The following is a 25,761-nucleotide window of genomic DNA, read 5'->3' as shown; positions in this document are numbered from 1 at the left end:
TAAGAAAGGATTAAGCTTTAGGTGGACGTAAAATCTCTTGCCAGTATCCAGCTAAATGCTGAGCCTGATAAACACTGCTAAATTGAGATGGGATGTGAATAAATTGTGATTCAACATCTGGCACGACTTGCTGTAATGCCAGATTCACAATCTGACAATGTACAGGGTTACAGTCCTTACAATGCTCACCATGCTGGTGAGAGATCTGATCCATAGATTGATGGCATATGGCTTGATCACTAGCATGACCATGCATATTTTCATGCGAAATTTTTTCACTATAACATGGCATAGTGTGAAGATCATGCTGCATAGGTGTCTGAGCAATAGACACGCCACTCCACCCAATGACTAAAGCCATTAGGAACACAAACCAAGCATACTTGCGTAAGTGTTGTAGTGCCATTGGGGGTTATCGCCTAGAGCCGATGGATGATCTTAACCCGATTAGCATAACCAAGTTTTTGTAGATATACAATTTTCAGCTCTAAGCGATGGATCTTTTTCAGTTAAGAAAATGGAGCTTGGTGCTGAAGTAGCAGATCTATAACCTGCAATGCACCTTCTTGTTCATTACTTCCGGTTGTGTAAGGTGCTACTGCTTTTAAAGCATCTATGGCATTTTCAACTGCAAATCCATAGTCCACCGCTCTAATCATCTGAATATCATTATTGTTATCACCAATCGCAGCAATTTCTTTTGATTCAACATTCCATTTCTGCTGTAAAAGCTTTAAACCATGTGCTTTATGCTGATCTGGAAGTATCAAATCGATGAAGCCAAAGCCACTTGAGACAGGAACCAAGATTTTATCTGCAACAAAATTTTGCTGTTGGAAATGTTCAAAAACAGTAAAACTCCCATTTTCATCAGCAGTAAAAGTGATTTTGCATACCAGATCATTTAGTGCATAAAAATCATCTATAACTGTTAACTTCTCAAAATAATGAGCAACTTTGGCATAGTCCTCGGCGTTCATACTGCGATGTACATATGCGCTCTGTTTCCCGCAGATGACCATTTTAGATATATATACTGAGTCAATTGCTTTTAAAATTTCAGTAAATTGTTCGTGGCTTAAATGAGCAAAAGCTATTTCTTGCCCTGCATCTACAACGTGCGCGCCATTTTCTGCAATAAAAGCAATTTCATGACTAATTTCTGGAAAATAAGTAACAAGCTTTGCTAATTGGTTACCACTGGCAACGACGAAATGAATATTATTTTGTTTAAGTTGTTCGTACTGTTTTAAAAAACGTGCTTTGTTGTACTGCTTCTTAGAATTAAGAAAAGTCCCATCCATATCTACCGCTAAAATTTTTATCGTCATTAATTATCTAAATCTCTTACTAAAATCTTATTAAAGCAAATTTAGCTTTATTTTTCATGACACTTTTACAGTTTTATACTTATCTATTCCTAAAAGATTTTTACACAGAGCCCTATCGTTTTTTGCACAGGTTGTTTTTTAGTTAAGCTTAATAAAAAATCAGATGATAAAATATTCAATTGGTATAAAAAAAGAACGCCAAAACGTTCTTTTTTTAAGTATTTAGCTTAACGAATAAACGGTTGATCTAATTTTGTTTATTTTACCAACATCTTATCCATATGGTTATCAACACAGTTATCCATACAGTTATAAACAAAGTTATCCACAAGATTACTCTCTGTTTAATACTTGTTTTTAAGCGTCAACGCTACCAACTTTTGCAAGCTCCGCACGCATTTGATCAATCACTACTTTATAATCTGGCTGACCAAAAATTGCTGAACCAGCAACAAACATATCCGCGCCCGCTTCCGCAATTTCACGAATATTTGCAGGACCAACGCCACCATCAACTTCTAAGCGAATATCACGGCCACTCGCATCAATGATTTTACGAGCTTCACGTAATTTTTCTAAAGTCATCGGAATGAACTTTTGCCCACCAAAACCCGGGTTTACGCTCATTAATAAAATTTGGTCAACTTTATCAAGTACATAATCTAAATAATGTAATGGCGTTGCTGGGTTAAAGACTAAACCAGCTTTAGCACCACCTGACTTAATCAACTGTAATGAACGATCAATGTGATGAGATGCTTCGGGGTGGAAGGTAATAATATCAGCACCAGCTTCCAAAAAGTCTCCAATGATACGATCAACTGGAGATACCATTAAGTGCACATCAACAGGAGCTTTAATTCCATATTTTTTTAAAGCCTTACACACACCGGCACCAAAAGTTAAATTTGGAACGTAGTGATTATCCATCACATCAAAATGCACTACATCTGCACCTGCGGCTAAAACTTTGTCTACATCTTCCCCTAAACGAGCAAAGTCTGCAGATAAAATAGAAGGAGCAATCAAATAAGGCTTGGACATAGGTGGATGACCTGGCTAAAAATTTAAGGAGAGACTTAAATTATAACAAAAAACCACCTAATTGGGCCGCTCTTCCTTGCTCAAATGGCAACATTTCAAACTTGCAACGTAATGTTGCAACAATAGGATGCTAAGCGCTAAACGAATTTGTTAAGGTACATTAAACCAATGCGAGGATTTATAATGAAAAGCACAACTCATCTATTAACAAACGATGGTAAACGTATTGCAAAACGTCTAGTTAATCATTGGAAACATAAATTTGAAGTACAAGAAACTGAACAAGATTTCAAAATTTTAATGCCTACAGCAACCATTATGCTGGCACCTGCAACAGAGCAATTAAACGTTGCTATCGATAGCCAATTAGATGACCACGACCACTTAGAAAAAGTTGTCCTTGATCATCTAAACCGTATGGCTCAACAAGAATTTCAGGTGGAATGGCAGCATTAATTAGCCATTTACCTTTTCTAACTGGATTGCATGAAACTGTAAATGCTCATCCATAAAGGTTTGAATAAAGTAATAGCCATGATCATAGCCAGCATGTTGTCTTAAAGTTAAAGGCTGTCCCGCTTTTAAACATGCTTGCTTAAATTTTTCAGGGTGAAGCTGTTCATAAAATTGGTCATCTAAGCCCTGATCAACCAAAATTTCGTTAAATACTGCACCATTTTTTGAGACTAAAGCTGTGGCATCATGAGCCAACCAGCTATCGCGGTCATTCCCTAAGTAATGACTAAAAGCTTTGTCTCCCCATGCACATTCAGTTGGTGCGCAGATCGGAGCAAAAGCAGATACAGACTTAAACTTCTCAGGATATTTAAACGCTAAAGTTAGTGCACCGTGGCCACCCATTGAGTGCCCAAAGATACCAACTTGTTGAGCATTTACAGAAAAACTTTTCAAAATGAGTGGATATAACTCATCAATTAAATAGCTTTCCATTTGATAATGCTCAGACCAAGGCGCTTGTGTGGCATTAATATAAAAGCCTGCACCTTGACCTAAATCCCAATGATCCCCTGCTGCGACTTGCTCTCCACGAGGAGAAGTGTCAGGTGTAATCAATATGAGACTGAGTTGTGCTGCCATATGCTGTGCATGTGCTTTTATGGCAAAGGTTTCTTCAGTACACGTTAACCCAGCAAGGTAAAACAATGTTGAACAAGCTTTACCTTCCAATGCAGCCGGTGGCAAATAAACACCAAACTTAGCTGGTCCTTTTAACAACTGAGATTCAAATTGGTATATACGCTGCTCACCCTCAAAGCAGCGGTTTTTTTGCAGGAGTTGCATCGTTTTTAGCCTCTGTTTTTGTTTGAGCAATATCTACACTACCCGTATTTTGCTGAGGAAATAGATACTTTTCCAATTGAGGTAGCATGAGTTCCATATTTTTACCAATCATCCACTGAGGCTCTGAAGGATCTACACCTTGAGCCACTTCCCATTTGGTTACCGTTTGCTTAGCAGTATTAAACGAATCTTTCATTGAAGATTGCTCTCGCATTGCTAAATCAAAGAAAGCTCGACCAAAATAAGTATAGTCAGCTTCGTTATTACATCCAAAAGAAGTTTTATCAGCAGCTGAGGCAGTAATAATTAAAGTATCAGGAGACTGTAAAGCAGGAATAAAGCTTCCTGAATAACAGGCCGAGATGACAATTACACGCCAGCGAATACCCGATTTATCTAGTGTTTCACGTAACCATTTAGGGTCGACTTGCCCTAAATCTAATGGTGCATTTTCAATTTCGAAGTGATTTTGTTCACCGTGTGAAGTCATATATAGAAATAGGACATCGCTATCACGGTTCATTTGCTGCCCCATACGGCGTAGGGCTAACTCTATACTTGTTTTAGAAGCAATTGGAATTTCTGTACGGGTGTCTGGATTATTGACCAACATCATCGAACGGCCCACAGTACCAAAACGTGTATCAAACTGTTCTTTAATACGGACTACTTCCGACTTAAAAACATCTTGGTAGCTATCACCTGCCACGCCTAAAAAATACCAATGACTTTTTGCCTGCTCACCATATTGGACGTGTTCTAAAGAATCATTCAGCAGCTTACTTTGTGCGTAAAAAGCATCTTCAGCAAATGTTGGAGCTGAATCTTCGACTTTCCAAATCGGTTGATCTTTTACAGAAAGTTGCCAGACCACCATAGTCGCAATAGTCGCAACCATGACAAGTGCACGTTCCCACCAAGGCCACTTGAGCTCGCGTGAGAAAACCCAAATCACTGCCAAACTTTGCCACACGAACAAAGCTACAAATAGGCTTGGTAAAATTCCGTTGTAAATAGCATCTGGGATAAAGTTGAGATAGCCGTTAGAACCCAAATACTGAATTAAACATTGAATTAATAAAATATTTGTATCTAGAACCAACCAAAGTAAAGCAGGTACTAGCATTAAACGAGGTTGGTTGGTGCGCTGCGATAAGAAAATACCGACAATTAAGGCAATAAACGGCCAAAGTGCGTAACCAATTAAACCTTGTGAATTGAAATCACCGCTTTGACCAGCCACAAGCCAGCTATAAAGAGAGTTAGTACATCCTCCTAAAATTCCCCAGACAATGAGCTGAAGAATTGATGGATGTACAATTTGTAAAGAACGTCTTGATCCCAAAAACAGCCACATTCCGGCAATTTGGTTGCTTTTAAAATCATGCCAAAAGTTAATGGACGGTTTAAGATCAATCATAAAAGGTTTTCAAAAATTTCGTTTTTGACAGGCACTCTAAGTGTATGCCTGCTAAGAATTTTAGCAATCATCCTTTTGAACTATATCACATATATTTGTGCATTATTCAAGCAATAAAACCTAACCTTACATAAGCCTACTGAAAATACGCATCAAAACGACAAGCATCTCCTTGCCATTGATGAGCTGGTTCTTGATTTGCCAGAAAAATAGCATGTCGTGGCCGTTTAACCACCACACGTTTAGCAACTTTCTGCGCCAGAAACAGTAAATTATCGCCTAAATCCATTTCACCATCTTCGGGTAAAAGTAGATGTAAAAGCTGCATCTGTTTTTTAACTTGAGCTTGCTTTTTGATTGCTTGATGATTCTGATCACGCTGGGGGAACATCGGGTCTAAATAAACCACATCAACCGTTTGGGCTTCTTGTTCTAACTGTTGTAAATAACTTGCAGAGTCGGAAAAGACCAGTTGAATCCGATCCATAAACTGGCTTAAAAAACCCTCTTGCTCAGCGTGTGCTTTTGCATCTTCAAGTAAGGTAAATAAAATCGGATGCCGCTCAACGAGCTGAATTTCGGCCCCCAAATAAGCCATGAGTAAACTATCATGGCCTAATCCCGCTGTAGCATCGACCAAAACTGGTTTCTCTCCAAGCTGACAAGCACGGGCAATCATTTCTGATTTAAGGCTTGCACGTTTTAAACGAGAAATTTCAGCTTTCCAGTCGGGCTGCATTTTCATGCCATTTGCAGACAACCACAACCCGTTTTCATCAACGCAAAGTGCCAATTCAGGATTTAAACGCAAAAAGCGTGCATTCAGTTTTTCAACTGACTGCAACACGGCAGTCACGCCTCTAGAACAAAGCACAGCTTGGTAGTGCTGTGCTTGTTCTTGAAAATCTACTTCAAAATATATGTGCATGATTAGCCTTTATTTTGCTTTACCCTGATCTGCTATTTTTTTCCATGCATCATCACGTAAATAAACTGGCAAAGCATGTTCAGCATCAACCCACTGCTTTTGCGCTGCATAAACACGTGCAATAGAAGCAATATCTTGTGCAGTTGCAATAATTGTTTGATGATCTGCATCAGCTTGAAGTAGCTTGGCGCCCGAACCAATTAAGCAATGTTTTGCGTAAGCAGCAGCTGGCTCGTAGCCCATTAATTTTTCTTCATCAATACATTGCATAGTTCCATGCTCATCTAGAACATAACTTGCAATGTAAACTTCGTTCATACGTGCATCGAGTACCGCAGTCACTTGTTTCAAACCTTCAAGTCGGTATGCCGCTTGAGCTAAAGCTTGCAAACTCGAAACAGGAATAACGGGTAAATCTTGTGACCATGCCAATGCCTGAGTCACAGCTGCATTAATTCGAACACCACTAAAAGAACCCGGCCCACGACTAAAGGCAATCGCATCTAGACCAGCAACCTCAAGACCTGTTTGTTGTAGCCCCTGCTCAATCATGGGCAAAATGGTCTGGGTTTGTGCTTTCGCCCGCGTATCGAGTTGAAAAAACAGTTCTTGGGTTTCATCGACTAATGAAATAGAACACTGCTCATTTGCAGTTTCCAACGCCAGCAATTTCATGCACAACCTTAGTATTAAATCAGATTAAAAACGAGGGTTATGATACCCCACTCAGCTCTGATAGGCGAGTCGTTCTCTTTCTAAATAAAAATGCCAAGCTTGTGCTTGGCATAAAAATATTTTGCTAAAAAAGATTTAAAAGTTAAATTCTTTTAAATCACTATAACTTTTAAAATGTTCAGCATAATGCAATGCACTCAAGCGTATTTTTGCCGCACCATCTTCATCTAAAGTTTTAACAATTTTGCCGGGCGATCCCATAACCACCGAATTATCTGGAATCACCTTCCCTTCAGGAATTAAAGCATTAGCACCAATAATACAATTCTTGCCAATCACAGCTCGATTTAAAATTACGGCGTTCATTCCGATCAAACTATTATCACCAATCGTACAACCATGCAGCATGACTTTATGTCCGACCGTGACATATTCACCAATATTTAACTCAAGTCCAGCATCAGTATGCAATACAGAATTTTCTTGAATATTAGAAAAATCACCAATTCGAACTACGCAGTTATCGGCACGTACTACAGCTCCAAACCAAATACTGACCTGACGCCCCAACTCTACTTGTCCAATTAGCGTTGCTGTTGGAGCAACCCAACCATCCCATGGTTCATGTAAGGCTTTTGGGTGCTGTCCTTGATAGCTATACATCATAATTTATCAATCCTGATCATTTATTCTTATGAGAAAACTTTGGCATTCCAAAGGTTGGTGAGTTGAGTAAAAATGGCCAATCTTTTTGATAACCCAATCCATATTTAAATAGAGCAACTAACATACGAGCAGTTAAACCCCAAATAATTTCATTATCAATCTGTAAACTCGGAAAGTATAAAGATTGATGGGCATAACGTACTTCATACGGCATGGGTCTGGTATCGATTAATTCTTGCAAAGGTACAAAAAAAATTCGATCAATTTCAGTAGGCTGAGGTATTAAAGTTACCTCTGGCGGAATAAGTCCAACAATCGGTTTTACAGACAATCCACTTCTTGCACGTTGCATTGGCAAATCACCTAACAACTGAACATCAAACGGGTTTAAAGCAGTCTCTTCCTGAGCCTCTCTTAAGGCCACCACAATATTACTCGTATCACTGGGGTCACGCTTTCCACCCGGAAAAGAAACTTCTCCCGCATGGTTGTTCATATGTATTGAACGGCGTGTAAGCAGTACCTTAGGATTATTTTCATTTGTAATAGCAATAAGTACTGCTGCTTGTGCTTCTTGTATGCGGGTGGAAAAGCGCAATCTTTGCTGTAACTTTTGTGTTAGCAAGTGCTCTTCCATACCATTCACCTATTATTCTGTCTCTCTTTTCATCATATCTGAAAAATAAACTTAGGGAATAGAGTTGATGCGTAAGTCTAAAAATTCAGTTATGCTGAATCATCTCTATACTCGATGATAATTATGAGTTTCTGTGTAGCGTGTGGGCATAAAACCGAACAAAAAATTCCTTTAGGTGATCATAAAGTACGACGTGTTTGTACTCATTGTGGCAATATCCATTATGAAAATCCTAAAGTAATATGTGGTGCCTTAGCGTTATGGGAAGACAAAGTATTACTCTGTCGTCGTGCGATTGAACCTCGTTATGGTCTATGGACATTGCCTGCTGGTTACATGGAATTGTTTGAAACAATGGAGCAAGGTGCAGCACGCGAAACTCGTGAAGAAGCTGAAGCCGAGATAGAAATAGAACAACTTTATTGCATGTACAATATTCCTCGTATTGGTCAGATTTATGTGTTGTTTAAAGCACAGCTGAAAGACGGAATTTTTGGTGCAGGTGAAGAAAGTATCGAGAGTCGCTTGTTTGAAGAGCATGAAATTCCATGGGGTGAACTTGCTTTCCCCAGTGTTGAACACACATTAAGACATTATTTTGAAGACCGTAAAAAACAAGTGTTCCCAACACATCTTGAAACTTTGGGTACTCGTTTAGACCATACTGGTTAATCAATTAGATAATAAAAAAGACCGCCTAGCGGTCTTTTTTTATTTGTTTAATATTTTAAGACTTAGTTTTAATCGCATTACAAGCTGGAATAGATTGATCCGCTAGTTTAATTGTTACGGTACCCATCATGCGTTGAGCTAAAGCTTTTTCAGCATCAGTTGGTGCCGGACTAATATCCTTAATATTATTATAAACAGCTTGATAATAAGCGTATAAGTTAACCCAATTTACTGTCGTATTTTCAAAAGTACTCAAATTAATACTATTACCTGTATTTTGGCCAGCTAGTAGATTGTAAATATTAATTTTAGCACCACTCACTGAAATCGAATCATTTACATTATCCGATATATTCGAGTCCTGTTTCACTACAGTATTAAGTCCCATCATAATCCCATTAAGATTACCTAACTGAGGATTTGATAAAATCATGCGAACTGTAATCGAACTATCATTATCTGAAGATTGTGTACCGCCTGTAGTCCCGATCCGATATTGTTGAATACCATTACTATCAATCAGACTGCTATCTGCGACTGTTGCACATTGACCAGATTTATCAGTGTCAGTTGCATTTGGCTTAATATCTGTACGAATATCACCATACTCATCAACTACAATGCCCAAATCCATTGGAGCAATTCCTGCTGTATTAAACTTAAAACTTAAAGTTGCATACAAGGGGAAAACATAACGCTGGCCAGAACTCACATTTTTCGATGTTTTAAAAATAGATTTTCCTAAATAACTTACTGGATTTGCTTTTAAAATATCTAAAGAACCATTATAGCTTTCCGTACCCACCGCTTGACGCCACAAACCATAATGTTGTGCATTTCCAGCAGTAGTTGTGCGTGTTAACTGTTTATAAAAACCTTCGTTCCCAGCTACAGCATATTCATTAATGAGTTTACCTTGATAAATCTGTAAATCATTATTCGCATTACTGTCCACACTTAAACGTAGTGGCTGACTAGACTGAATTTCCATGGTAATTGGACTCAACCATCCATTCTGTGCTGAGGCAACCATCTGTACAGGTTTTGATTTGGTTAATAAAATAATGGCTGGTAATACCCCTAAAATATTACCTTTATCATCTTTGGAAAGAGTTGCATCCCCCCGCCATTGTAAACCGTAACCAAAACCATAGCCTTGGCGGTCTGTAAGCAAGAACATGTTGCCCATCATATGACGTAAATTATTTGAAGAGGTACTAAAGCACCCAGTTAAAGAGGTCTGATTACAACCATAGAAACCCAGTGGAAGAGCTGCTGGCAGATTATTAATTCCGGCATATAATGCTTCATTTGCTTGATATAATGCAGCATTAGCGATATTTGTTGATTGAACCAGTAATTGGTAAGCTTGCTCATCAGAAACTTGGCTTACATCTAACCAAGGTTTTAAGATGGTTTCATATTGACCACTTTTCCATTCAGCTACAGTTACATCCTGGGTCAAACTGCTCAGTAAGTCTTTCTTATCTTGTGTAAATTGGGTTGGCTGTAAATCCCCAATCACATTATCGCCACGTTCAATACCAATACTCTGAAATAACTTAATTAAAGCCATTGCAACTCGAATCGTTGGATCAGTATTACTCATGGAAGCTGGGGGTTGACCCGTTAATGCGGTAGCCATATCTAATACAGTTAAATGTACAGTCCCATACTTACCAAGTGAATCAAGCTTTATCGTTCCTAAAGAGATTTTACGTGCATTACTTCCTTGTAAATAAAGTGATATCGTTTCATCTGACTGACTGCTACTAATACCACATGCACCTCCAACCGAGTTACGATCTAGTTTTGTAATGTAATGCTGATTAGGAGATAAACTACAATCAAAATTTAGGCCAGCAATTGGATAATCTAGTTCAAAGTTCAAACAAGACTCATCTGAAATGCTAGCTGCTTTACAAGCTAAATTAGTGGTTGGAATATCACCTCCTCCTTGTGTAGGATCTTCGTTAATGGTTGAACTACCACCACCGCAACCATTTAATAAAATTGCCAGTGTGGAGACTGCAAAAGGTAATAAAATTTTGTTACTCATCATAATCCCTATTTTATTTTTAACGTAATACTGAAATTTTAATTTGTCCCTGATTCGATAACTCTTGATCTGGCATGTCCACAGCAGAAGATAGAGGCGTCAACATAATATAATAAGTATGGTCAGGTACTTGTAAGACACCTGAAATCGATGCATGTTGTAAAATTGTCGCAGGATATGCCTTACTCTTAAAACCACTTGCGCCTTCTAAAACACAACCCTTTTCATCTAAAAAGACTGCGAGTGGCCAATAATAGACTGGCTTCTCATTGGATGCAGCATAAGATGCCACCTGTATATTCTTAATAGATGAATCTATTTTTACAACTTCGTATTCAAATTTCTCTTTGAGCGGTTTTCTTGGCCATAAACCAATTTCTTTATTCTGGCTTAATTTTTTAATTGACTTATTATCGTCTTTAATAAAGCACATATCATTCTCAAAAGTACTCGCCAACTCTTGATGTGACAAACGCAGATAAGTAGGAGCCAGCACGACAGTAGAGACTTGATCTTCTCGTGATCGATTTAATATATTATCAAGAATTGACTGACTGACACCTTTTTTACGTTCAATAGATTCCGTACGCCCTAAGCCATCCGGCATAATATAAAAACGTTTTTTACCTTCAAGGTTAAATTCTTGTTTCTCTAAGTACTCATTATTAACGTATTCAACACCGTCAATTGTAATGTAATTCTTCTCATCCTTTTTTTGTGTTGGTACTGATGAAGTAACCATACCCTTAGTCGAGGATGGAACTGGATTTGACTTTACTTTTTCTTCGGCTGCTTGTTTGAGAGCAGAATCCTTGATCATTATTTTTTCTTTACTACCACCCAAACTAGACTTTTGCTCAACAGCTTCTGCTTTTTCTGTACCTCTTTTTGTCTGTGCTGGAACGGTAGATTGAGTTTTCGTTGATGCAGTTGATGCAGTTGATGCAGTTGATGCAGTTGATGCAGTTGATGCAGTTGATGCAGTTGATGCAGTTGATGCAGTTGATGCAGTTGATGCAGTTGATGCAGTTGATGCAGTTGATGCAGTATTAGACGATTTTGAAACTGTTTTAGGCAATGGTGTTAATTTTTGAGTTGCTTCAGGTAAAACCATTTCTTCTGAATGATCTACCTTTACATCTGGACGAGTTAATACTTTAGAGGGGGATGTTACCCGTTCTACTTTTTTGCTCGGCACAATCATTGGGCGACCATCTGGCCCAATAATCGTATAGAAACCATCTGCATAAACAGCAGAGTTAGCTGCTATTGCAACACAAAACGTCGCAATAGCAAGTCTAGACCAAGACATCCGTTCGCAATATAAATTTACCATTTTGTTCTATAATTTAAACCGAGCACTGTAATTTTGGTATTGGTTTTAACATCTAAGCCTGCATAAGGATTTAGCAGGATATTATCAACACCACACTTGTTCGATAGGCTACTCGTACAGGCGGGAATATTATCTCGACTGCGTAAAAAACCAATCGAAAGATCCAGATCTGTATCTGCATCAAATCGGTATCCAACACCTAAGCCAAATAATTGCGCATTATTAATTGGAATCATTGTATTACGTTTATCATTGGGAATAGCGCTAGTACGAGGCTCATACCCAGCGCGCAATTTCAAACGATCCGTTGCGGAATACTCTAAACCAATACCCCAACTCCATGGGGAAGTAAATTTCAATGGTAATGACAATGAGTTATCAGTAACATCATTTGATAAAAGTTTGGCAACCTTTAATAAAGTAATCTGTCTATCAAATTCAAATTTAAACTTATTCCACGCAGCATAGTCAGTCCAGCCTACATCAAAGTTAACTTGTAAATCGGGTATTATTTTATATTTAATACCTGCCTGAAAATGTGCTGGATATTCAAGATCCATTGCGACTAAACCAGACTCAGTATCTGGTACATTCCCCGGTAGACCAAGAATAGCTGCTAGAACCTGACCTGTGGCTGATGAGTTTAATCCCTTAATTAACTCTTGAGGTGCTTTAGCATTATTAATCAGGTACTTCCCTTTCATACGCATTTTGGCAGCACTTTGATAGACCATACCAAAGCCAAAATCCTCCGTCGGCTCCCACAGCAAGCCTAAGTTATAACTAGGACTTAAAGACTGCTCCATCGAAACTTGAAGTGATCCCATTTTATTGAAGGGATTCATACCTTCTTGAGTATTACATAGGCCAAATAACAATAGATTGCTAATCATATCGTTATTGTCTTTAAACGGCCCACATACTACGTCATCAACCATACGCAATACCCCAATCATCTCATTGGGGAATCGCAAATCTGTTTTCATCGCGAGAGCGTTATATGACATGCCAACAGATGCACCCACAGATAAATGATCATTTACCTGATAGCCAAAAGATGGAGACAAATAAGTAATACGCTCTATAGCAACCTGCTGCCCCATATAGTTGCTAGCATTACCATTTTCAGCACCAAAACCTGCAATTAAAGGTGCATAAATTGCTGTCGCATAAGTTACTTTTGAACCTGGTGGCTTATAGGCAATTCCGGCTGTAGGTGCAACCAGTGGATAACCAGCTCCCAAATCAACCATTTTTTTAAGAATTGGTATATATAAGCTGGCGTATTCAACATCCCCTCGTACAGGACCCTTAAAATCGGTACAAATATTGGCGGTAACTTCAGGACCATCATTACAAACAAGGGGATCATCTGAATAACCAAACACGTTATAACCAGGAGGTGCTGAATACTCACGCTGAATATCGAAATTAGCTAAAATTCCTTGAACATCTGTCTGTAACCCATCAATTTTCGCTAAAGCTGCGGGGTTAAAATGAACTGCACTAATACCAGGCGGATCTGCCGTTACAGCATTCCCCATCGATAGTGAACGAATATCAACTGCTAAGTTTTGTCCTAATTGAGCATTGGCAAAGCTAGAAACACCAGAAATAACAATTGCCGCCGTTAAAGGACATAATTTAGGATATTTCACCTGCATATCTCCTTATTTGGTTTTTTTGCCAAAACCTATAAAATCTAGCGGGAAAGATAGACCAAGTGAAACATCTGGTGAATCTTGGGTTAAGCCAATACCAACCGTACCATTGACAATCGTTTCAGGTGAAACACGTACACCTAAAGCAAAAGACAACATTGCACTACTTTGGTCTGGTGATTTATATGATTCACCATTATTAAACTGGAACTCAGCATTTGTATTAAAACTTTGCTGATATGACATGGTTAATGACACATCATAGTTAAATGAATAAGCAAAACCGAAAGCAAAACCACCACTAATCCCAGGATCAAAGCTCTGAAGATAACGTGGACCGTTAGCCCCAGCACCACGCGCTTGATTTAAACCAGTTTCTTTGAAACCATAATTAGCAGAAGCCGAGGCAAATAAAACCACTGGATCAATGTATTTACGAGTACTAGCCCCGATCCCAGCAGAGTAATAACCTTTACCTGTTGAAAGTTCATCTAAGCCAATTTCATATGGGCTATCGCCGGTCTTAGACGATAAACTACCAAAAAGCACCAATGGCAATCGACCTTGTTTCAATGGAAAGGGTTCCCAGCGAGCGCCAAGAGAAATATCCCCCAACCCAGCAGTAGTCGTATTACGAATAATTTCAGACTTTGCAACAAAAGGAAGAGTTGCTGATAAAGTTAAGTTGTCCAAGATCCCATACTGGACCGTAAAACTATTTGTCAAAGTATGGTTAGCATCTTCTTCAACACGTAAACGGTTCAGTTGAGAGGAATTGTCTGCTAAAGCTAAATCAATTTTGGTATCACGATAATAGGTATAATCAAGATCGTAATAAGCAGAAAATACACCTCGTTTAATCAAAGAATATTGACGTTCATTTGATGTGAATACTTCTTGTAAATTTGTCTCTTGTGTCGCATCGCCTTCTTTTTTCTGTAAGGCATTAGCAGCTTGGTGTACTTCTGGATTCGCTGATGCAGGAGCAGATTCAGTAGATACAGCTTCTGTAGTCGAAACTGTTCCCCCGTCTTGAACTGAATTTGTTTTTGCTGTTACTTCCGGAGTCGTACTGACTCCAGATGCAAGCGCAGTATTTTGTACTTCTGTTTGTGCAACTTGATCATCAGCATAGAGTGTCCCTGTAATAGCACTCATACTTAATGCCAATACACTCATATTCATCCATCGATTATTCATGTTTCTTCCCACCTAATATATTTATTTTACTCAATTTACATTTGATTATTTACGCTTATAGTAGAGACGCATATAAGTTTCTATTGGCTGATTATATGTTGCAGAATGTGGGTCTTTATCTAGCACCCTTCGCATGGTTGAAGCTTTATTTGCTAAACGGTCATAATTAAATGTGGGATATTGAACATCCACAAAGGCATAACGGTTAACAGTTGCATCTTCCACATGACGCATATCTGAATCTTTTAAAGCCAGTAAATCTTTACGCTGAGCTTCAGGGACGGAAATTACAAATAATGTATTATTATCCCAAACTTCTTTAAAACGATTTTCATCAAAACTGATATTCCCTAATGCAGGATCAGCAACATAGACTCGTCCATCTTTATAAGCTTTATATACGACAAAATGCTTAAATCCAGCATAAGAAATTGGAACAATTGCAGGCTGTCTAAGATTGACTAAATCTGAAAACTCGCCACGATACCCCCCACTATCCAAACCGATAGCAGTCACAAAGCGCTTCATATCAAGTAACGAGAAGCTTCGACGCTCAATAATCCGCTGATATTCACCATACTGTAGCAAGCCACTCATCGTCTGCTGTTCAGTCAGACTAGTACCCACATAACCATTTAAAAGTGTAGTAAGCGCGGCGGAACCACAGCTATAGTCATATGCCTGCCGAACGATGCCGCGAAACTGGTCTTCTACAGCGGGTTTAATCCTAACGGGTTCAATATGATTACGGCGAAAAGATAAATTACGTGAATCGGCAGTCTCTGTGTAATACACAGTTCCTGGTGGCTTTTTTTCTATTTCGAAGGCTTCTGTCGCAAAGTAATATATCAATGCTGAGCCTAAAGCAATCTCTAACATAAGCACTTGTTCTAAATGGTGGCACAACTGGCCTTATTCATTTTATTCTTAGAGCAATAGCTCTACATCCCTGTGTGTTGAAGATACCTTTTTTTTCTGTAAAAAACAGCTTTTTTTTAATCTTTTTGATGAATGTATAGTTCTACTTTAATTAAACTGTTAATTAACTCTCATTTTTAAATATTGCCACTTCTAATACATTTATTATTCATATAATAATTTATATTAAACAACTATATAAAATTAATTCAATTTTTATTCAATAAAAAAAGCGCGTATAAAACGCGCCTTTTTTATTTTAAATTTTTTGAATTAATGACCAGAAATTGTAATTGTAGAAGTACCTACATTTAAACCTTGGATTTCAACATCACCAATTGAAGCCGCAGTACTAGCGCCTAAATGTACACCTTGTACATAAACATTCATACCTTGAGTGCTATTATTCTGGATTTTCAAACCAGTTGGTACAACTGAAATATTCGCGTTTACATCCATGTCACCAGTTGTATTACCCGCGCCACGAACCATAACTTTATCAAGAACAATTTTACCGCCCCCTGCAGCATCATTAATGCCGAAGTTAGATAAAGTTAATCCCCCTTTTAAAGCTGAATTCACTTTAATCATTGCACCTTGTGGAGTAGAACCTAATTGTACATTCGCTGAAATTGCGCCTAAAGATAAATCTAGACCAGAGATAATCTCAGTTGGAGCGGTTTCAGTAATCCCACGTACAGCAGTCGTCGTATTTAATGTACCAGAAGTACCAACACCTACAGAACCTACATGTACATCAACAGCGCCTACATTTGCAGCAACGTTTAAAAATGCTCCATTTGTACCTGACGCACCAACGCTATCAATTTTAAGATCTAACAGGTTCGTTGTTGTATCCACTTGTTTAACAGTTACTCCACTTACTGCAATTGCACCCGCAGTTGCTGCAGCACCCGTAATTCCTGTGGTAGGGTTTAAACCATCATTGTCATGAATATATAATTTATCGATAGAAATACCGCCAGAACCTAAAGCGATACCAATGTTAATACCATCTTGACCTGTAGCAGCACTAAGCGCAGCATCGTCCATTGACTGCATTGCCATTGCATTTGCACTGATAGCTAAAGAAGAAACTAAAGCAAGTTTAGTGAACATTTTCATTGAGCACTCTCCCAAGAGCATTTATTTTTTGAATTTAACCACTCTCATTGTCTCAAATTGCATTTTTCTTTATATAGCAACCGAAACTTCCAATCCTTGAGTAGTTTTGCTTAGCAATTACTAAATTACATCTACGTTACTTTTTGTTCAACTAGTGTTGTGCATTTTTTGCCAACTACCCGACAAACGGTACAGTCAATTTATTCCGCTTTTAACTTCCAAATACAACTCGATCCCCCACTAAAATTTGAATGTTTTATCAACAAAAAATACCTCCACCACAAGTCTTCTCCCTGATGATCCACAAGTTGTAGTAAACTAATATTTCCCTTATTAGTTACTCTCTTATTTAAAAATGTCTCAGTTAAAGAAAAAAATCTCATTACCCGGTAAAAATACTGCCGAGATTTTAAAAAATCTACAAGAATTAACTGGGCTCATTTATTTAAATGATAATAACAATCCCATTATTGGTTTTCTGCCTCAACAATACATACTTATTCAAGATAAGAGTAATTTAGTTTTTCAGCGTCATTTTTTTAATGAATATAAAAATACATCAAAATCGAATCAATTATTAGATTTTATTCAACTTAAAGAAAATAACTTAGAAGAAAATAAAAATATTGAATCGATAACAAGTTTTAATGGCGGCTATATTGGTTTCATTAGTTATGATTTCGCTGCACATCAATTTATTAACGTTCAAAATCATATGCAACCATCTTTATTCTTAGGTCAATATCGTTCTTTTTTAAAATACATTAATAATGATTGGTATTTTTTTAGTGATGAAACAGATGCACTCGATCTATTCAAATACATTGAGAAAAAATTAAAGTGCTCTATTCTTAATAAATCTAAAAATATATTTGAATTAAAAACTACTATTCAACCAAGATGGTCTAAACAACAATATTTTGAGGCTTTTAACAAAATACAAGAATATATTAAAGCTGGGGATTGTTATCAAATTAATTTAACCCAAGAATTTAAAGCTGATTTCAAAGGGTCTTTATTAAATAAAGCATCAGATTTATGGAGCCTTACTAATGCACCATATGCAGGTTATTTAAAATTAGATCAATTTGAGTTATTAAGTTGTTCCCCTGAACTCTTCATTGAATTCAATCAAAATAAACAAATTAAGACCCGACCTATTAAGGGAACTATGCCTCGATATGAGAATATCGAAAAAGATTTTATTTCAAAACAAACTTTAAAAAACTCGCAAAAAGATCAGGCAGAGAATGTCATGATTGTTGATTTATTACGTAATGATTTGAGCATTTATGCCAATACCGGGTCGGTAAAAACAACACAATTATTCGAGATTGAAAGTTTTAATCAAGTTCATCACATGGTCAGTGAAATTATTGCGACACTTAAAGATGATATTAACCCGATGCAAATGTTGCTCTCTGCCTTACCGGGGGGATCAATTACAGGTGCCCCAAAAATTCGGGCAATGCAAATTATTGAAGAATTAGAAGAAGAAGCAAGAGGTGCTTATTGCGGGACATTAGGTTACTTCAATTTTGATGGAACTGGCCGCTGGAATATTCTTATCCGCAGCTTTCAACAATATCAAAATCAGCTCTCTTTATGGGCAGGCGGTGGTATTACGATTGCCTCAAATGCAGAAGCAGAATATCAAGAAAGCCTTGATAAAATTTCTGCCATGCTGAACTTAATGAACAACACAGCAGACTAAAACTTAAAGAATATCTTGTTTTAACGTTTGCACTAAACGCATATTCTGCTCATCAGTACCTACTGTAATACGCAAAAATTGATTAATACGAGGCTTATTGAAATAACGCACAATAATACCTTGTTCACGTAATTGCTGTGCAAGTTTACCTGCATCATAGACTGAGTGTGAAGCAAAAATAAAGTTCGCTTTAGAAGGTAAAACTTTAAAGCCCAAAGCAGTTAAGTCATCTACTAGCTTTTCACGACTAGAAATAACTTTCTGACAGTGTTCTTCAAAATAAGCCTGATCTTCAAAAGAAGCTACCGCCGCTGCAATTGCAAAACGGTCAATAGGATATGAATTAAAACTATTTTTGACGGCTTCAAGTGCAGTAATTAAATGAGGTTGCGCGATTGCAAAACCAACGCGTAAACCAGCTAATGAACGAGATTTTGAGGTTGTTTGACAAACAACTAGATTCTCATAGCGATTTACCAGACCAACTGCGGATTCTGCTCCAAAATCAACATAAGCCTCATCGATCACCACCACCCGATCTGGATTTGCTTTTAAGATTCTCTCAATATCTGGCAAACCCATTGCAATACTGGTTGGTGCATTAGGGTTTGTAATAACAATCCCACCATTTGGTTGTATATAGTCATTAGCTTCTATCTCGAAATTCTCATTGAGGGGAATTTCTTTAGTTTTTGTTCCAAAGAACTGACTATAAACCGGATAAAAACTATAAGTAATATCTGGATAAAGAATCGGTTCATCTTGAAGGAAAAATGCTTTAAAAATATGAGCAAGTACTTCGTCTGAGCCATTACCAACGAAAACTTGAGATACCTCAACATTCTGTTGTTTAGCAATTGCTTGTTTTAAAGCTGTTGCATCTGGATCTGGATATAAACGCAATGCATCAGCTTGCTGAGTTAAAACAGCTTGAACTGCATCAACTACTTTGGGTGATGGCGGATATGGATTTTCATTCGTATTGAGTTTCAATAAATTCTGAATTTTAGGCTGCTCACCCGGAACATAAGGCTCTAATTCACGAACTTCTGGACTCCAAAAGCGCATTTGTGCTGTAGATAAAGTCATGGTCTTATCTCAAAAAAGGGCTGAAAATCAGCCCTGAGTAACAATTAAAAAACTACAAGGTTTATAAGCTTATTGATAACGATAGCGAGCTGAGCGTGCATGAGCATCCAAGTTCTCTTGGACAGCTAATATGTCGGCTGTTTTAGCTAACGTTTTAACTCCATCTTTCGAACACATAATCAGGCTCGAACGTTTTTGAAAATCATAAACGCCTAATGGAGAAGAAAAACGAGCAGTTCCAGATGTCGGCAATACATGGTTTGGACCCGCACAATAGTCACCGATTGCTTCAGGTGTATAACGTCCCATGAAAATTGCCCCAGCATGACGAATATCTTCGCTCATGGCTTCTGCTTCATCTAAGCACAGCTCTAAATGCTCTGGTGCAACCTGGTTAATCAACTCAATTGCTTCTGCACGGTCTTTGACTAATACCAAAGCACCACGGTTTTCAATTGAAGTTTGCGCAATATCTGCCTTTGGCAATTCATTTAAATGCTTTTCAATTGCCAACTCTACTGCATTAAGCAAAGCTTCATCTGGAGTTATAAAAATAGCTTGAGCAACTGTGTCATGTTCAGCTTGTGATAAAACGTCCATAGCCAACCAATCTGCATTATTCTCACCTTCTGCATATACTAAAATTTCAGAAGGTCCAGCAATCATATCGATGCCGACTTGACCAAATACAGCACGTTTAGCAGCTGCTACAAAACGATTCCCAGGCCCAGTAATTTTATCTACAGGTGGAATGGTCTGTGTTCCATACGCCAAAGCTGCTACAGCCTGTGCGCCACCAATGGTAAACACTCGGCTGACTCCCGCAAGATAAGCTGCGGCAAGAACTAATGGATTTAATTCACCATTCGGTGCCGGAACAACCATAATAATTTCAGGCACACCCGCAACATGAGCTGGTACAGCATTCATTAGAACCGAAGATGGATAAGAAGCCAAACCACCTGGCACATAAATACCGACACGGTCTAAAGGCGTAACTTTTTGCCCTAATGTATTGCCCAAGTCATCTATATAAGTCCAGCTATCTTGTTTCTGAGCTTCATGAAATGTACGAATACGCTTTGCTGCTAACTCTAGAGCATCACGAACTTCTGGGCTTAAATTATCAAAAGCAGTTTTAAGTTGTTCTTGAGACAATTCTAAATCTGAAAATTGATGCGCAGGATGTCGATCGAACTGTTGAGTAAGCTTTAAAACATGATCATCACCATGCTGACGAACATCAGCAATAATTTGATCTACTGTTTGCACTAAATTAAGATCATTCACGGTTTCGAATGCCAATAGCTCAGCAAAAACCTGTTTGAAGTTCTGATCTTGAGTCGATAAACGTCGCATCAATTTACCCACAAGGCGAAAAAGAAAAAAACAAGTTTACTCTTTTTCTTGTCGCTTGTGGGCATCATCTAGAGCAACTATCGCAAAAGCATGATGGGAAATTGCTTTTAACGCGATTGAACAGCTTGTTCAAGTTGTGAAATGATTGGATTTAACAAAGTTTGTTTACGCTTAAAACTGGCTTTATTTACAATTAATCGAGAAGAGACTTTGCAAATCTCTTCTAATGGCTCAAGACCATTTGCTCTTAAAGTATTACCAGTATCGACCACATCTACAATGTAATCGCCTAAACCAACCAAAGGTGCAAGCTCCATAGAACCATAGAGCTTAATAACATCAACCTGCTCACCTAAGCTTGCATAATACTGACGTGTAAGATTGACATATTTCGTGGCAATTTTTAAACGACCCTTTGGATGCTCCATACCTACTTTACCAGCAGTCATTAACTTACATTTAGCAATTTGCAGGTCAAGCAACTCATAGACATGCTGAGCACCATGTTCCATCAACACATCTTTACCAGCTACACCTATATCTGCTGCACCATTTTCTACATAAGTCGGTACATCAGACGCACGTAAAATCAAAATACGTACTTGCTTATGCGTAGTAGGGAAAATTAGTTTACGAGACTTTTCCGGATCTTCGAGTAAATTAATACCCGCTGTAGCCAATAAAGGTAACGTCTCTTTTAAAATACGCCCTTTACTTAATGCCAAGGTCAAACCATGATCAAAATTACCCATCACATCAAAATTAGGATCATCGTTTCTTACATCATTCATTAACTTACTCGCTTAATTTTGGCACCTAAACCTTGAAGCTTCTCTTCGACATGTTCATAACCACGGTCAATATGGTAGATACGATCAATTAAGGTATCACCCTCTGCAACTAAAGCAGCCAGAACTAAAGAGAATGAAGCACGTAAATCTGTTGCCATAACAGGCGCTGCCTGTAAGGTTTCAACACCAGTTACGACAGCATCGTGACCTTCCACCTGAATATTAGCGCCCATCCGTGACAATTCAGGAACATGCATAAAACGGTTTTCAAAGATCGTTTCAGAGATTGTCGCGAATCCACGGCCAATAACATTTACAGCCATCAGTTGTGCTTGCATATCAGTTGGAAATTCTGGATGTGGCAAAGTTCTAAAACTTACAGCTTTAGGACGTTTACCTAACATATCAAGTTCAATCCAGTCATCACCACGAGTGACTTCAGCACCCATTTCTTCAAACTTATCCAGAACAGACTCAAGCAATGCTGGATCGGTATGAGTTGCTTTTATGCGTCCACCCGTAATTGCAGCAGCAGCTAAATAAGAACCTGTTTCAATGCGGTCAGCCACAACAGCATATTCACAGCCATGCAAACTTTCAACGCCAGTTACAACAAGAGTATCTGTATCAAGACCTTCAATCTTGGCGCCCATTTTAATTAACATTTGAGCAAGATCAGTGATCTCAGGTTCACGAGCTGCGTTACGAATGGTCGTAACCCCGTCTGCCAGTGCTGCAGCCATTAAGATGTTTTCGGTACCACCAACAGTAACCATATCAAAAATAACTTCACCACCTTTCAAGCGACCATCAACTGAAGCATGGACATAACCATTTTCAACTTCAATATGCGCACCTAAAGCTTCTAAAGCTTTTAAATGTTGGTCTACAGGTCTTGAACCAATTGCACAACCACCAGGTAAAGAAACTTTTGCATTACCATAGCGTGCTAATAATGGCCCTAAAACCAAAATTGAGGCACGCATTGTTTTTACCAGTTCATAAGGTGCAAACTGATTATCTAAAGTAGAAGTATCTGCTTTTACTGTGTCATTTTCATAGCCAATCGTTACCCCTAATCCACCAATTAGCTTAACCAACGTATTAACATCTTTAAGATTTGGAACATTGGTTATTGTAATTGGAGAATCTGCAAGAATAGTTGCAGCAAGTAATGGTAAAGCCGCATTTTTAGCACCAGAAATGCGCACTTCGCCTTCGAGCTTAACACCACCCGTAATTAAAAATTTATCCATTAATATTTAAGCTCCGAAAAGGCTTGCTTTACGCCATTCATCTTTGGTCATTGCACGAATTGTTACCGCGTGAACTTCCCCACTTGCAATATAAGTATTTAATGGTGCATAAACTAATTGTTGACGTGCCACTGTACGCTTACCTTCAAATTGATCATCCACAATACGGAGGTCAAATTTTCCAGCCTGTCCGCTCACCGCTACTTCCGCTTCAGGGAAAGCTTCTTTTAAAATTTGAGTGAGCTGTTCACTATTCATTGCAAAGACCTCTGACACAACCTAATGGGTAAAACGGAGTATTTTACTATAACTTTTTCCAAGAATTCAGTACGTGTTTATATTTTATCAATAAAAAAGAGGCTATCTTTCAAGCCTCTCTTAATTTCATAAAACTTATTAAACAGAAACAGTAACTTGCGAATAAGTACATTGCATTTTTCGATATCTTAATAATTGTCTTTTTAATTTTTCAGTCAACTTTTTAATTGAAGTATACATATCATCAGCGGTTGCCTGAGCAAATAACTCAATCCCCGGCAATCTTACAATAGCCTCTGCAACATGATTTGAACTGCCCTTATGAGAGCGCTTATCAATTTGATGATCTTTCGTTAATTTAATCTGCATACTATTCACCTGATCTAAGTGTTTCGTTAACTGATTAAATTTTGATTTAATATTTTCTTCTATAGCTGGTGTAATTGCTAAATGATGTCCACGAATCGTTATTTGCATAATTCTATCCCTCACCTTTTTAGGTTATTTAAAGAAGAACCAAAACGATTTAATGCTATCAAAAAGAAATTTTAGGACAATTAAACCATTTTAGCGACTCCTCTTGGTGAAATTGAAATTTCATTATTTCGTCATAATGAATCTCTAGAATAGCCATACTTCAAAATTCAGATCAAGACTTTTCTTTCAGACGATGAAGGAATATGTAACGATTCACGATATTTTGCGACAGTCCTTCTTGCTACTTCAATTCCCTCATCCTTTAATAATGTAGCAATTACATTATCTGACAAAGGTTTACGCGGATTTTCACTTGCTACAAGTTTTTTAATCATTGCACGAATTGCAGTAGAAGAGGCCTCTCCTCCTGCAGTAGTACCAACATGGCTAGAGAAAAAATATTTCAACTCGAAAAGACCACGTGGAGTAAGCATATATTTATTTGTGGTTACACGAGAAACTGTAGATTCATGCAATTCTACTTCGTCAGCAACATCCCGAAGAACGAGCGGTTTCATTGCTTCAGCACCTATCTCTAAAAAAGCTTTTTGATGCTCCACAATACAAGATGCTACTTTTAATAGTGTCTTATGTCTTTCATCAATGCTTTTAATAAAGTTTTTTGCCTCAAGCATCTGATTACGTAAATATAAATTGTCTTCACTTTGATCTGCTCTGCGAATCATACTAGAATAAAACGTATTAATTCTTAGTTTAGGTAGCACATCTGGATTTAGTTGAACCTGCCAGTGTAAATCTTTTTTAGAAACGACCACATCTGGGATTTGATAGTCTGACTCTTGTTTATCAAAGTCCATACCAGGATAGGGTTTTAATGTTTTTAAAAGATTAATCGCAAACTTTAATTGATCTTTCGTTAGACCTGTCTGCTTGAGCAATTTATTTAGATCATTTGCTATTAAAAGTTCATAATATTGCAATAAACTTTTTGCCTCATTTAAATATTCGACGTCTTTCGATAAAAATTCGAGCTGTATTTTTAAACATTCTGCTAAATTACGTGACCCAATTCCTAATGGATCAAGTCTTTGAATATGCTTTAAAACAACCAAAACCTCATCTTCTTCTATCTCTTCGTCAATATCCATTTCACTCAATAATTGCTGTGATGCTAAAATGATTTCTTCTATTTCAGCATCTAGAAATCCTTTATCATCTAGTGCATCAACAATACAATAAGCAATTAACTGATCTATTTTAGAAAAGTGTAGAAGATTAACTTGTTCTAAAATATGTTCTTTTAAAGATAATTGAACTTGGCGATTATCCTCTCTGTCTTCAAACTCAGGAGTAGCCAAAGCCGTCGACTGATGAGTATAAATATCATCCCACTCAGTATCGACAGGTAAATCATCAGGCAGATGATTTGCATTTAATTCAGTTGTTAAGTCATCTGAGTCTTTACTTTCTAATGTAGACAGACTTTCTGTTAGTGACTCTTCTTCTACTTTTTCAAGTAAAGGGTTACTATCTAGTTGGATCTGAATTTCTTGTTCAAGCTCTAAACTAGAAAGTTGTAACAAACGAATCGCCTGCTGTAATTGAGGTGTTAACGATAGAGAGTTCGCAACTTTCAACCCAACAGATAATTTCATATATTTTAGATTCCATTAAACAAGCAAAAATCATGCCTATTTAATATTTATAACATATAGTTTCTATTTATCATATATATCAGTTTGAGATTTTTAGAAGAAAAAATGGGTTTTTATTAAGAGTCTCTCTACAGAATAACGTTATTTATTGATTATCTTTCTTTATTAATTAAATGAAACTGGGGTAACCTTAATATTTCCGATTTCCACCTATAATTTAAGCCTAA

At 37.6% G+C, this 25,761-nt stretch carries 25 protein-coding genes; 3 read left to right on the top strand and 22 right to left on the bottom strand.

Annotated features, from left to right (window positions below; genetic code table 11):
- Positions 1-10 precede the first annotated feature (10 nt).
- The 3 genes from I5515_RS17060 to rpe all read right to left on the bottom strand — a co-directional run bounded on the left by I5515_RS17060 (position 11) and on the right by rpe (position 2,375).
- Entirely contained in the window at positions 11-406 is a 396-nt protein-coding gene (locus I5515_RS17060) for a hypothetical protein (protein WP_199968905.1), read from the bottom strand.
- 103 nt (positions 407-509) lie between these two features.
- Positions 510-1,331, bottom strand: coding sequence for a Cof-type HAD-IIB family hydrolase (locus I5515_RS17055; protein WP_199968903.1), 822 nt, complete (start codon positions 1,329-1,331; stop codon positions 510-512).
- Positions 1,332-1,688: 357 nt separating this feature from the next.
- Positions 1,689-2,375: a ribulose-phosphate 3-epimerase gene (rpe, locus tag I5515_RS17050; RefSeq protein ID WP_199968901.1), complete on the bottom strand. Its 687-nt coding sequence runs from the start codon at positions 2,373-2,375 to the stop codon at positions 1,689-1,691.
- A gap of 183 nt (positions 2,376-2,558) precedes the next feature.
- Between rpe and I5515_RS17045 the strand changes: the two genes are divergently transcribed.
- A complete protein-coding gene (locus I5515_RS17045) occupies positions 2,559-2,831 on the top strand; it encodes a DUF2218 domain-containing protein (protein ID WP_199968899.1) in 273 nt (90 codons plus the stop codon).
- Here the strand turns inward: I5515_RS17045 and fghA are convergent, their stop codons facing one another.
- From fghA to I5515_RS17015, 6 genes are all read right to left on the bottom strand, one after another.
- On the bottom strand, positions 2,832-3,677 hold the full coding sequence (fghA, locus tag I5515_RS17040) for an S-formylglutathione hydrolase (protein ID WP_199968897.1): 846 nt from the start codon (positions 3,675-3,677) through the stop codon (positions 2,832-2,834).
- Positions 3,646-5,097, bottom strand: a complete 1,452-nt coding sequence (locus I5515_RS17035; RefSeq protein WP_199968895.1) for a C13 family peptidase — start codon at positions 5,095-5,097, stop codon at positions 3,646-3,648. Before I5515_RS17035 ends, fghA begins: the two co-directional genes overlap by 32 nt.
- A gap of 136 nt (positions 5,098-5,233) precedes the next feature.
- The gene (locus I5515_RS17030; protein ID WP_199968892.1) at positions 5,234-6,025 is read right to left on the bottom strand and encodes a class I SAM-dependent methyltransferase; all 792 of its coding nucleotides are present in this window, start codon (positions 6,023-6,025) and stop codon (positions 5,234-5,236) included.
- A gap of 9 nt (positions 6,026-6,034) precedes the next feature.
- Positions 6,035-6,700 (bottom strand): tRNA (adenosine(37)-N6)-threonylcarbamoyltransferase complex dimerization subunit type 1 TsaB, encoded by a 666-nt coding sequence (gene tsaB, locus I5515_RS17025; protein WP_199968890.1) that lies wholly within the window; start codon positions 6,698-6,700, stop codon positions 6,035-6,037.
- Positions 6,701-6,835: 135 nt separating this feature from the next.
- On the bottom strand, positions 6,836-7,363 hold the full coding sequence (locus tag I5515_RS17020; RefSeq protein WP_199968919.1) for a gamma carbonic anhydrase family protein: 528 nt from the start codon (positions 7,361-7,363) through the stop codon (positions 6,836-6,838).
- Positions 7,364-7,382: 19 nt separating this feature from the next.
- Positions 7,383-8,012 (bottom strand): CoA pyrophosphatase, encoded by a 630-nt coding sequence (locus I5515_RS17015; protein WP_199968888.1) that lies wholly within the window; start codon positions 8,010-8,012, stop codon positions 7,383-7,385.
- Positions 8,013-8,126: 114 nt separating this feature from the next.
- Here I5515_RS17015 and I5515_RS17010 point away from each other — a divergent pair, with 114 nt between their 5' ends.
- Positions 8,127-8,675, top strand: a complete 549-nt coding sequence (locus tag I5515_RS17010; protein ID WP_002115876.1) for an NUDIX hydrolase — start codon at positions 8,127-8,129, stop codon at positions 8,673-8,675.
- 55 nt (positions 8,676-8,730) lie between these two features.
- On the opposite strand, the gene I5515_RS17005 is transcribed toward I5515_RS17010, so the two are convergent.
- The 6 genes from I5515_RS17005 to I5515_RS16980 all read right to left on the bottom strand — a co-directional run bounded on the left by I5515_RS17005 (position 8,731) and on the right by I5515_RS16980 (position 16,974).
- Complete coding sequence (locus tag I5515_RS17005) at positions 8,731-10,740, bottom strand: protein FilF (RefSeq protein WP_199968917.1); 2,010 nt, start codon at positions 10,738-10,740, stop codon at positions 8,731-8,733.
- Positions 10,741-10,753: 13 nt separating this feature from the next.
- Entirely contained in the window at positions 10,754-12,046 is a 1,293-nt protein-coding gene (gene filE / locus I5515_RS17000) for a putative pilus assembly protein FilE (protein ID WP_199968886.1), read from the bottom strand.
- A gap of 17 nt (positions 12,047-12,063) precedes the next feature.
- Positions 12,064-13,728 carry an OmpP1/FadL family transporter gene (locus tag I5515_RS16995; RefSeq protein WP_199968884.1) on the bottom strand — a complete coding sequence of 555 codons (1,665 nt, stop codon included), beginning with the start codon at positions 13,726-13,728 and terminating at the stop codon, positions 12,064-12,066.
- Positions 13,729-13,740: 12 nt separating this feature from the next.
- A complete protein-coding gene (locus tag I5515_RS16990) occupies positions 13,741-14,931 on the bottom strand; it encodes a hypothetical protein (RefSeq protein WP_199968882.1) in 1,191 nt (396 codons plus the stop codon).
- 45 nt (positions 14,932-14,976) lie between these two features.
- Entirely contained in the window at positions 14,977-15,810 is an 834-nt protein-coding gene (locus tag I5515_RS16985; protein ID WP_199968880.1) for a C39 family peptidase, read from the bottom strand.
- 312 nt (positions 15,811-16,122) lie between these two features.
- Positions 16,123-16,974, bottom strand: coding sequence for a DUF6160 family protein (locus I5515_RS16980; RefSeq protein WP_199968878.1), 852 nt, complete (start codon positions 16,972-16,974; stop codon positions 16,123-16,125).
- A 355-nt stretch (positions 16,975-17,329) separates the two neighbouring features.
- Between I5515_RS16980 and I5515_RS16975 the strand changes: the two genes are divergently transcribed.
- On the top strand, positions 17,330-18,688 hold the full coding sequence (locus tag I5515_RS16975; protein ID WP_199968866.1) for an anthranilate synthase component I family protein: 1,359 nt from the start codon (positions 17,330-17,332) through the stop codon (positions 18,686-18,688).
- A 3-nt stretch (positions 18,689-18,691) separates the two neighbouring features.
- Here I5515_RS16975 and hisC read toward each other — a convergent pair whose 3' ends face one another.
- The 7 genes from hisC to I5515_RS16940 all read right to left on the bottom strand — a co-directional run bounded on the left by hisC (position 18,692) and on the right by I5515_RS16940 (position 25,534).
- Positions 18,692-19,777, bottom strand: coding sequence for a histidinol-phosphate transaminase (gene hisC / locus I5515_RS16970; protein ID WP_199968864.1), 1,086 nt, complete (start codon positions 19,775-19,777; stop codon positions 18,692-18,694).
- Positions 19,778-19,846: 69 nt separating this feature from the next.
- Positions 19,847-21,136 carry a histidinol dehydrogenase gene (gene hisD / locus I5515_RS16965; protein ID WP_199968863.1) on the bottom strand — a complete coding sequence of 430 codons (1,290 nt, stop codon included), beginning with the start codon at positions 21,134-21,136 and terminating at the stop codon, positions 19,847-19,849.
- A gap of 107 nt (positions 21,137-21,243) precedes the next feature.
- On the bottom strand, positions 21,244-21,927 hold the full coding sequence (gene hisG / locus I5515_RS16960; protein ID WP_003655841.1) for an ATP phosphoribosyltransferase: 684 nt from the start codon (positions 21,925-21,927) through the stop codon (positions 21,244-21,246).
- On the bottom strand, positions 21,927-23,183 hold the full coding sequence (gene murA, locus I5515_RS16955; protein ID WP_199968860.1) for a UDP-N-acetylglucosamine 1-carboxyvinyltransferase: 1,257 nt from the start codon (positions 23,181-23,183) through the stop codon (positions 21,927-21,929). Before murA ends, hisG begins: the two co-directional genes overlap by 1 nt.
- Before the next feature lie 6 nt (positions 23,184-23,189).
- Positions 23,190-23,441, bottom strand: a complete 252-nt coding sequence (gene ibaG / locus I5515_RS16950; RefSeq protein ID WP_199968856.1) for a BolA family iron metabolism protein IbaG — start codon at positions 23,439-23,441, stop codon at positions 23,190-23,192.
- A 138-nt stretch (positions 23,442-23,579) separates the two neighbouring features.
- Positions 23,580-23,918 (bottom strand): ribosome hibernation-promoting factor, HPF/YfiA family, encoded by a 339-nt coding sequence (hpf, locus tag I5515_RS16945; protein WP_004641296.1) that lies wholly within the window; start codon positions 23,916-23,918, stop codon positions 23,580-23,582.
- Positions 23,919-24,085: 167 nt separating this feature from the next.
- Complete coding sequence (locus tag I5515_RS16940) at positions 24,086-25,534, bottom strand: RNA polymerase factor sigma-54 (protein ID WP_199968847.1); 1,449 nt, start codon at positions 25,532-25,534, stop codon at positions 24,086-24,088.
- Between the last annotated feature and the right edge of the window lie 227 nt (positions 25,535-25,761).

It is taken from the genome of Acinetobacter calcoaceticus (assembly GCF_016508255.1).
In the GTDB taxonomy this organism is placed as follows: domain Bacteria; phylum Pseudomonadota; class Gammaproteobacteria; order Pseudomonadales; family Moraxellaceae; genus Acinetobacter; species Acinetobacter calcoaceticus_E.
The sequence above is the reverse complement of the archived record's forward strand: the minus strand, read 5'-3'. Positions and strand labels throughout refer to the sequence as shown.

Coding starts and splice junctions, on each gene's coding strand:
- I5515_RS16990 (WP_199968882.1), bottom strand. CDS start 14,931: ATGAATAATCGATGGATGAATATGAGTGTATTGGCATTAAGTATGAGT.
- I5515_RS16975 (WP_199968866.1), top strand. CDS start 17,330: ATGTCTCAGTTAAAGAAAAAAATCTCATTACCCGGTAAAAATACTGCC.
- I5515_RS17045 (WP_199968899.1), top strand. CDS start 2,559: ATGAAAAGCACAACTCATCTATTAACAAACGATGGTAAACGTATTGCA.
- hpf (WP_004641296.1), bottom strand. CDS start 23,918: ATGCAAATAACGATTCGTGGACATCATTTAGCAATTACACCAGCTATA.
- I5515_RS17020 (WP_199968919.1), bottom strand. CDS start 7,363: ATGTATAGCTATCAAGGACAGCACCCAAAAGCCTTACATGAACCATGG.
- fghA (WP_199968897.1), bottom strand. CDS start 3,677: ATGCAACTCCTGCAAAAAAACCGCTGCTTTGAGGGTGAGCAGCGTATA.
- I5515_RS17010 (WP_002115876.1), top strand. CDS start 8,127: ATGAGTTTCTGTGTAGCGTGTGGGCATAAAACCGAACAAAAAATTCCT.
- hisG (WP_003655841.1), bottom strand. CDS start 21,927: ATGAATGATGTAAGAAACGATGATCCTAATTTTGATGTGATGGGTAAT.
- filE (WP_199968886.1), bottom strand. CDS start 12,046: ATGTCTTGGTCTAGACTTGCTATTGCGACGTTTTGTGTTGCAATAGCA.
- I5515_RS16980 (WP_199968878.1), bottom strand. CDS start 16,974: ATGAAAATGTTCACTAAACTTGCTTTAGTTTCTTCTTTAGCTATCAGT.
- hisD (WP_199968863.1), bottom strand. CDS start 21,136: ATGCGACGTTTATCGACTCAAGATCAGAACTTCAAACAGGTTTTTGCT.
- hisC (WP_199968864.1), bottom strand. CDS start 19,777: ATGACTTTATCTACAGCACAAATGCGCTTTTGGAGTCCAGAAGTTCGT.
- I5515_RS17055 (WP_199968903.1), bottom strand. CDS start 1,331: ATGACGATAAAAATTTTAGCGGTAGATATGGATGGGACTTTTCTTAAT.
- I5515_RS17035 (WP_199968895.1), bottom strand. CDS start 5,097: ATGATTGATCTTAAACCGTCCATTAACTTTTGGCATGATTTTAAAAGC.
- ibaG (WP_199968856.1), bottom strand. CDS start 23,441: ATGAATAGTGAACAGCTCACTCAAATTTTAAAAGAAGCTTTCCCTGAA.
- I5515_RS17030 (WP_199968892.1), bottom strand. CDS start 6,025: ATGCACATATATTTTGAAGTAGATTTTCAAGAACAAGCACAGCACTAC.
- rpe (WP_199968901.1), bottom strand. CDS start 2,375: ATGTCCAAGCCTTATTTGATTGCTCCTTCTATTTTATCTGCAGACTTT.
- I5515_RS17060 (WP_199968905.1), bottom strand. CDS start 406: ATGGCACTACAACACTTACGCAAGTATGCTTGGTTTGTGTTCCTAATG.
- I5515_RS16985 (WP_199968880.1), bottom strand. CDS start 15,810: ATGTTAGAGATTGCTTTAGGCTCAGCATTGATATATTACTTTGCGACA.
- tsaB (WP_199968890.1), bottom strand. CDS start 6,700: ATGAAATTGCTGGCGTTGGAAACTGCAAATGAGCAGTGTTCTATTTCA.
- murA (WP_199968860.1), bottom strand. CDS start 23,183: ATGGATAAATTTTTAATTACGGGTGGTGTTAAGCTCGAAGGCGAAGTG.
- I5515_RS16940 (WP_199968847.1), bottom strand. CDS start 25,534: ATGAAATTATCTGTTGGGTTGAAAGTTGCGAACTCTCTATCGTTAACA.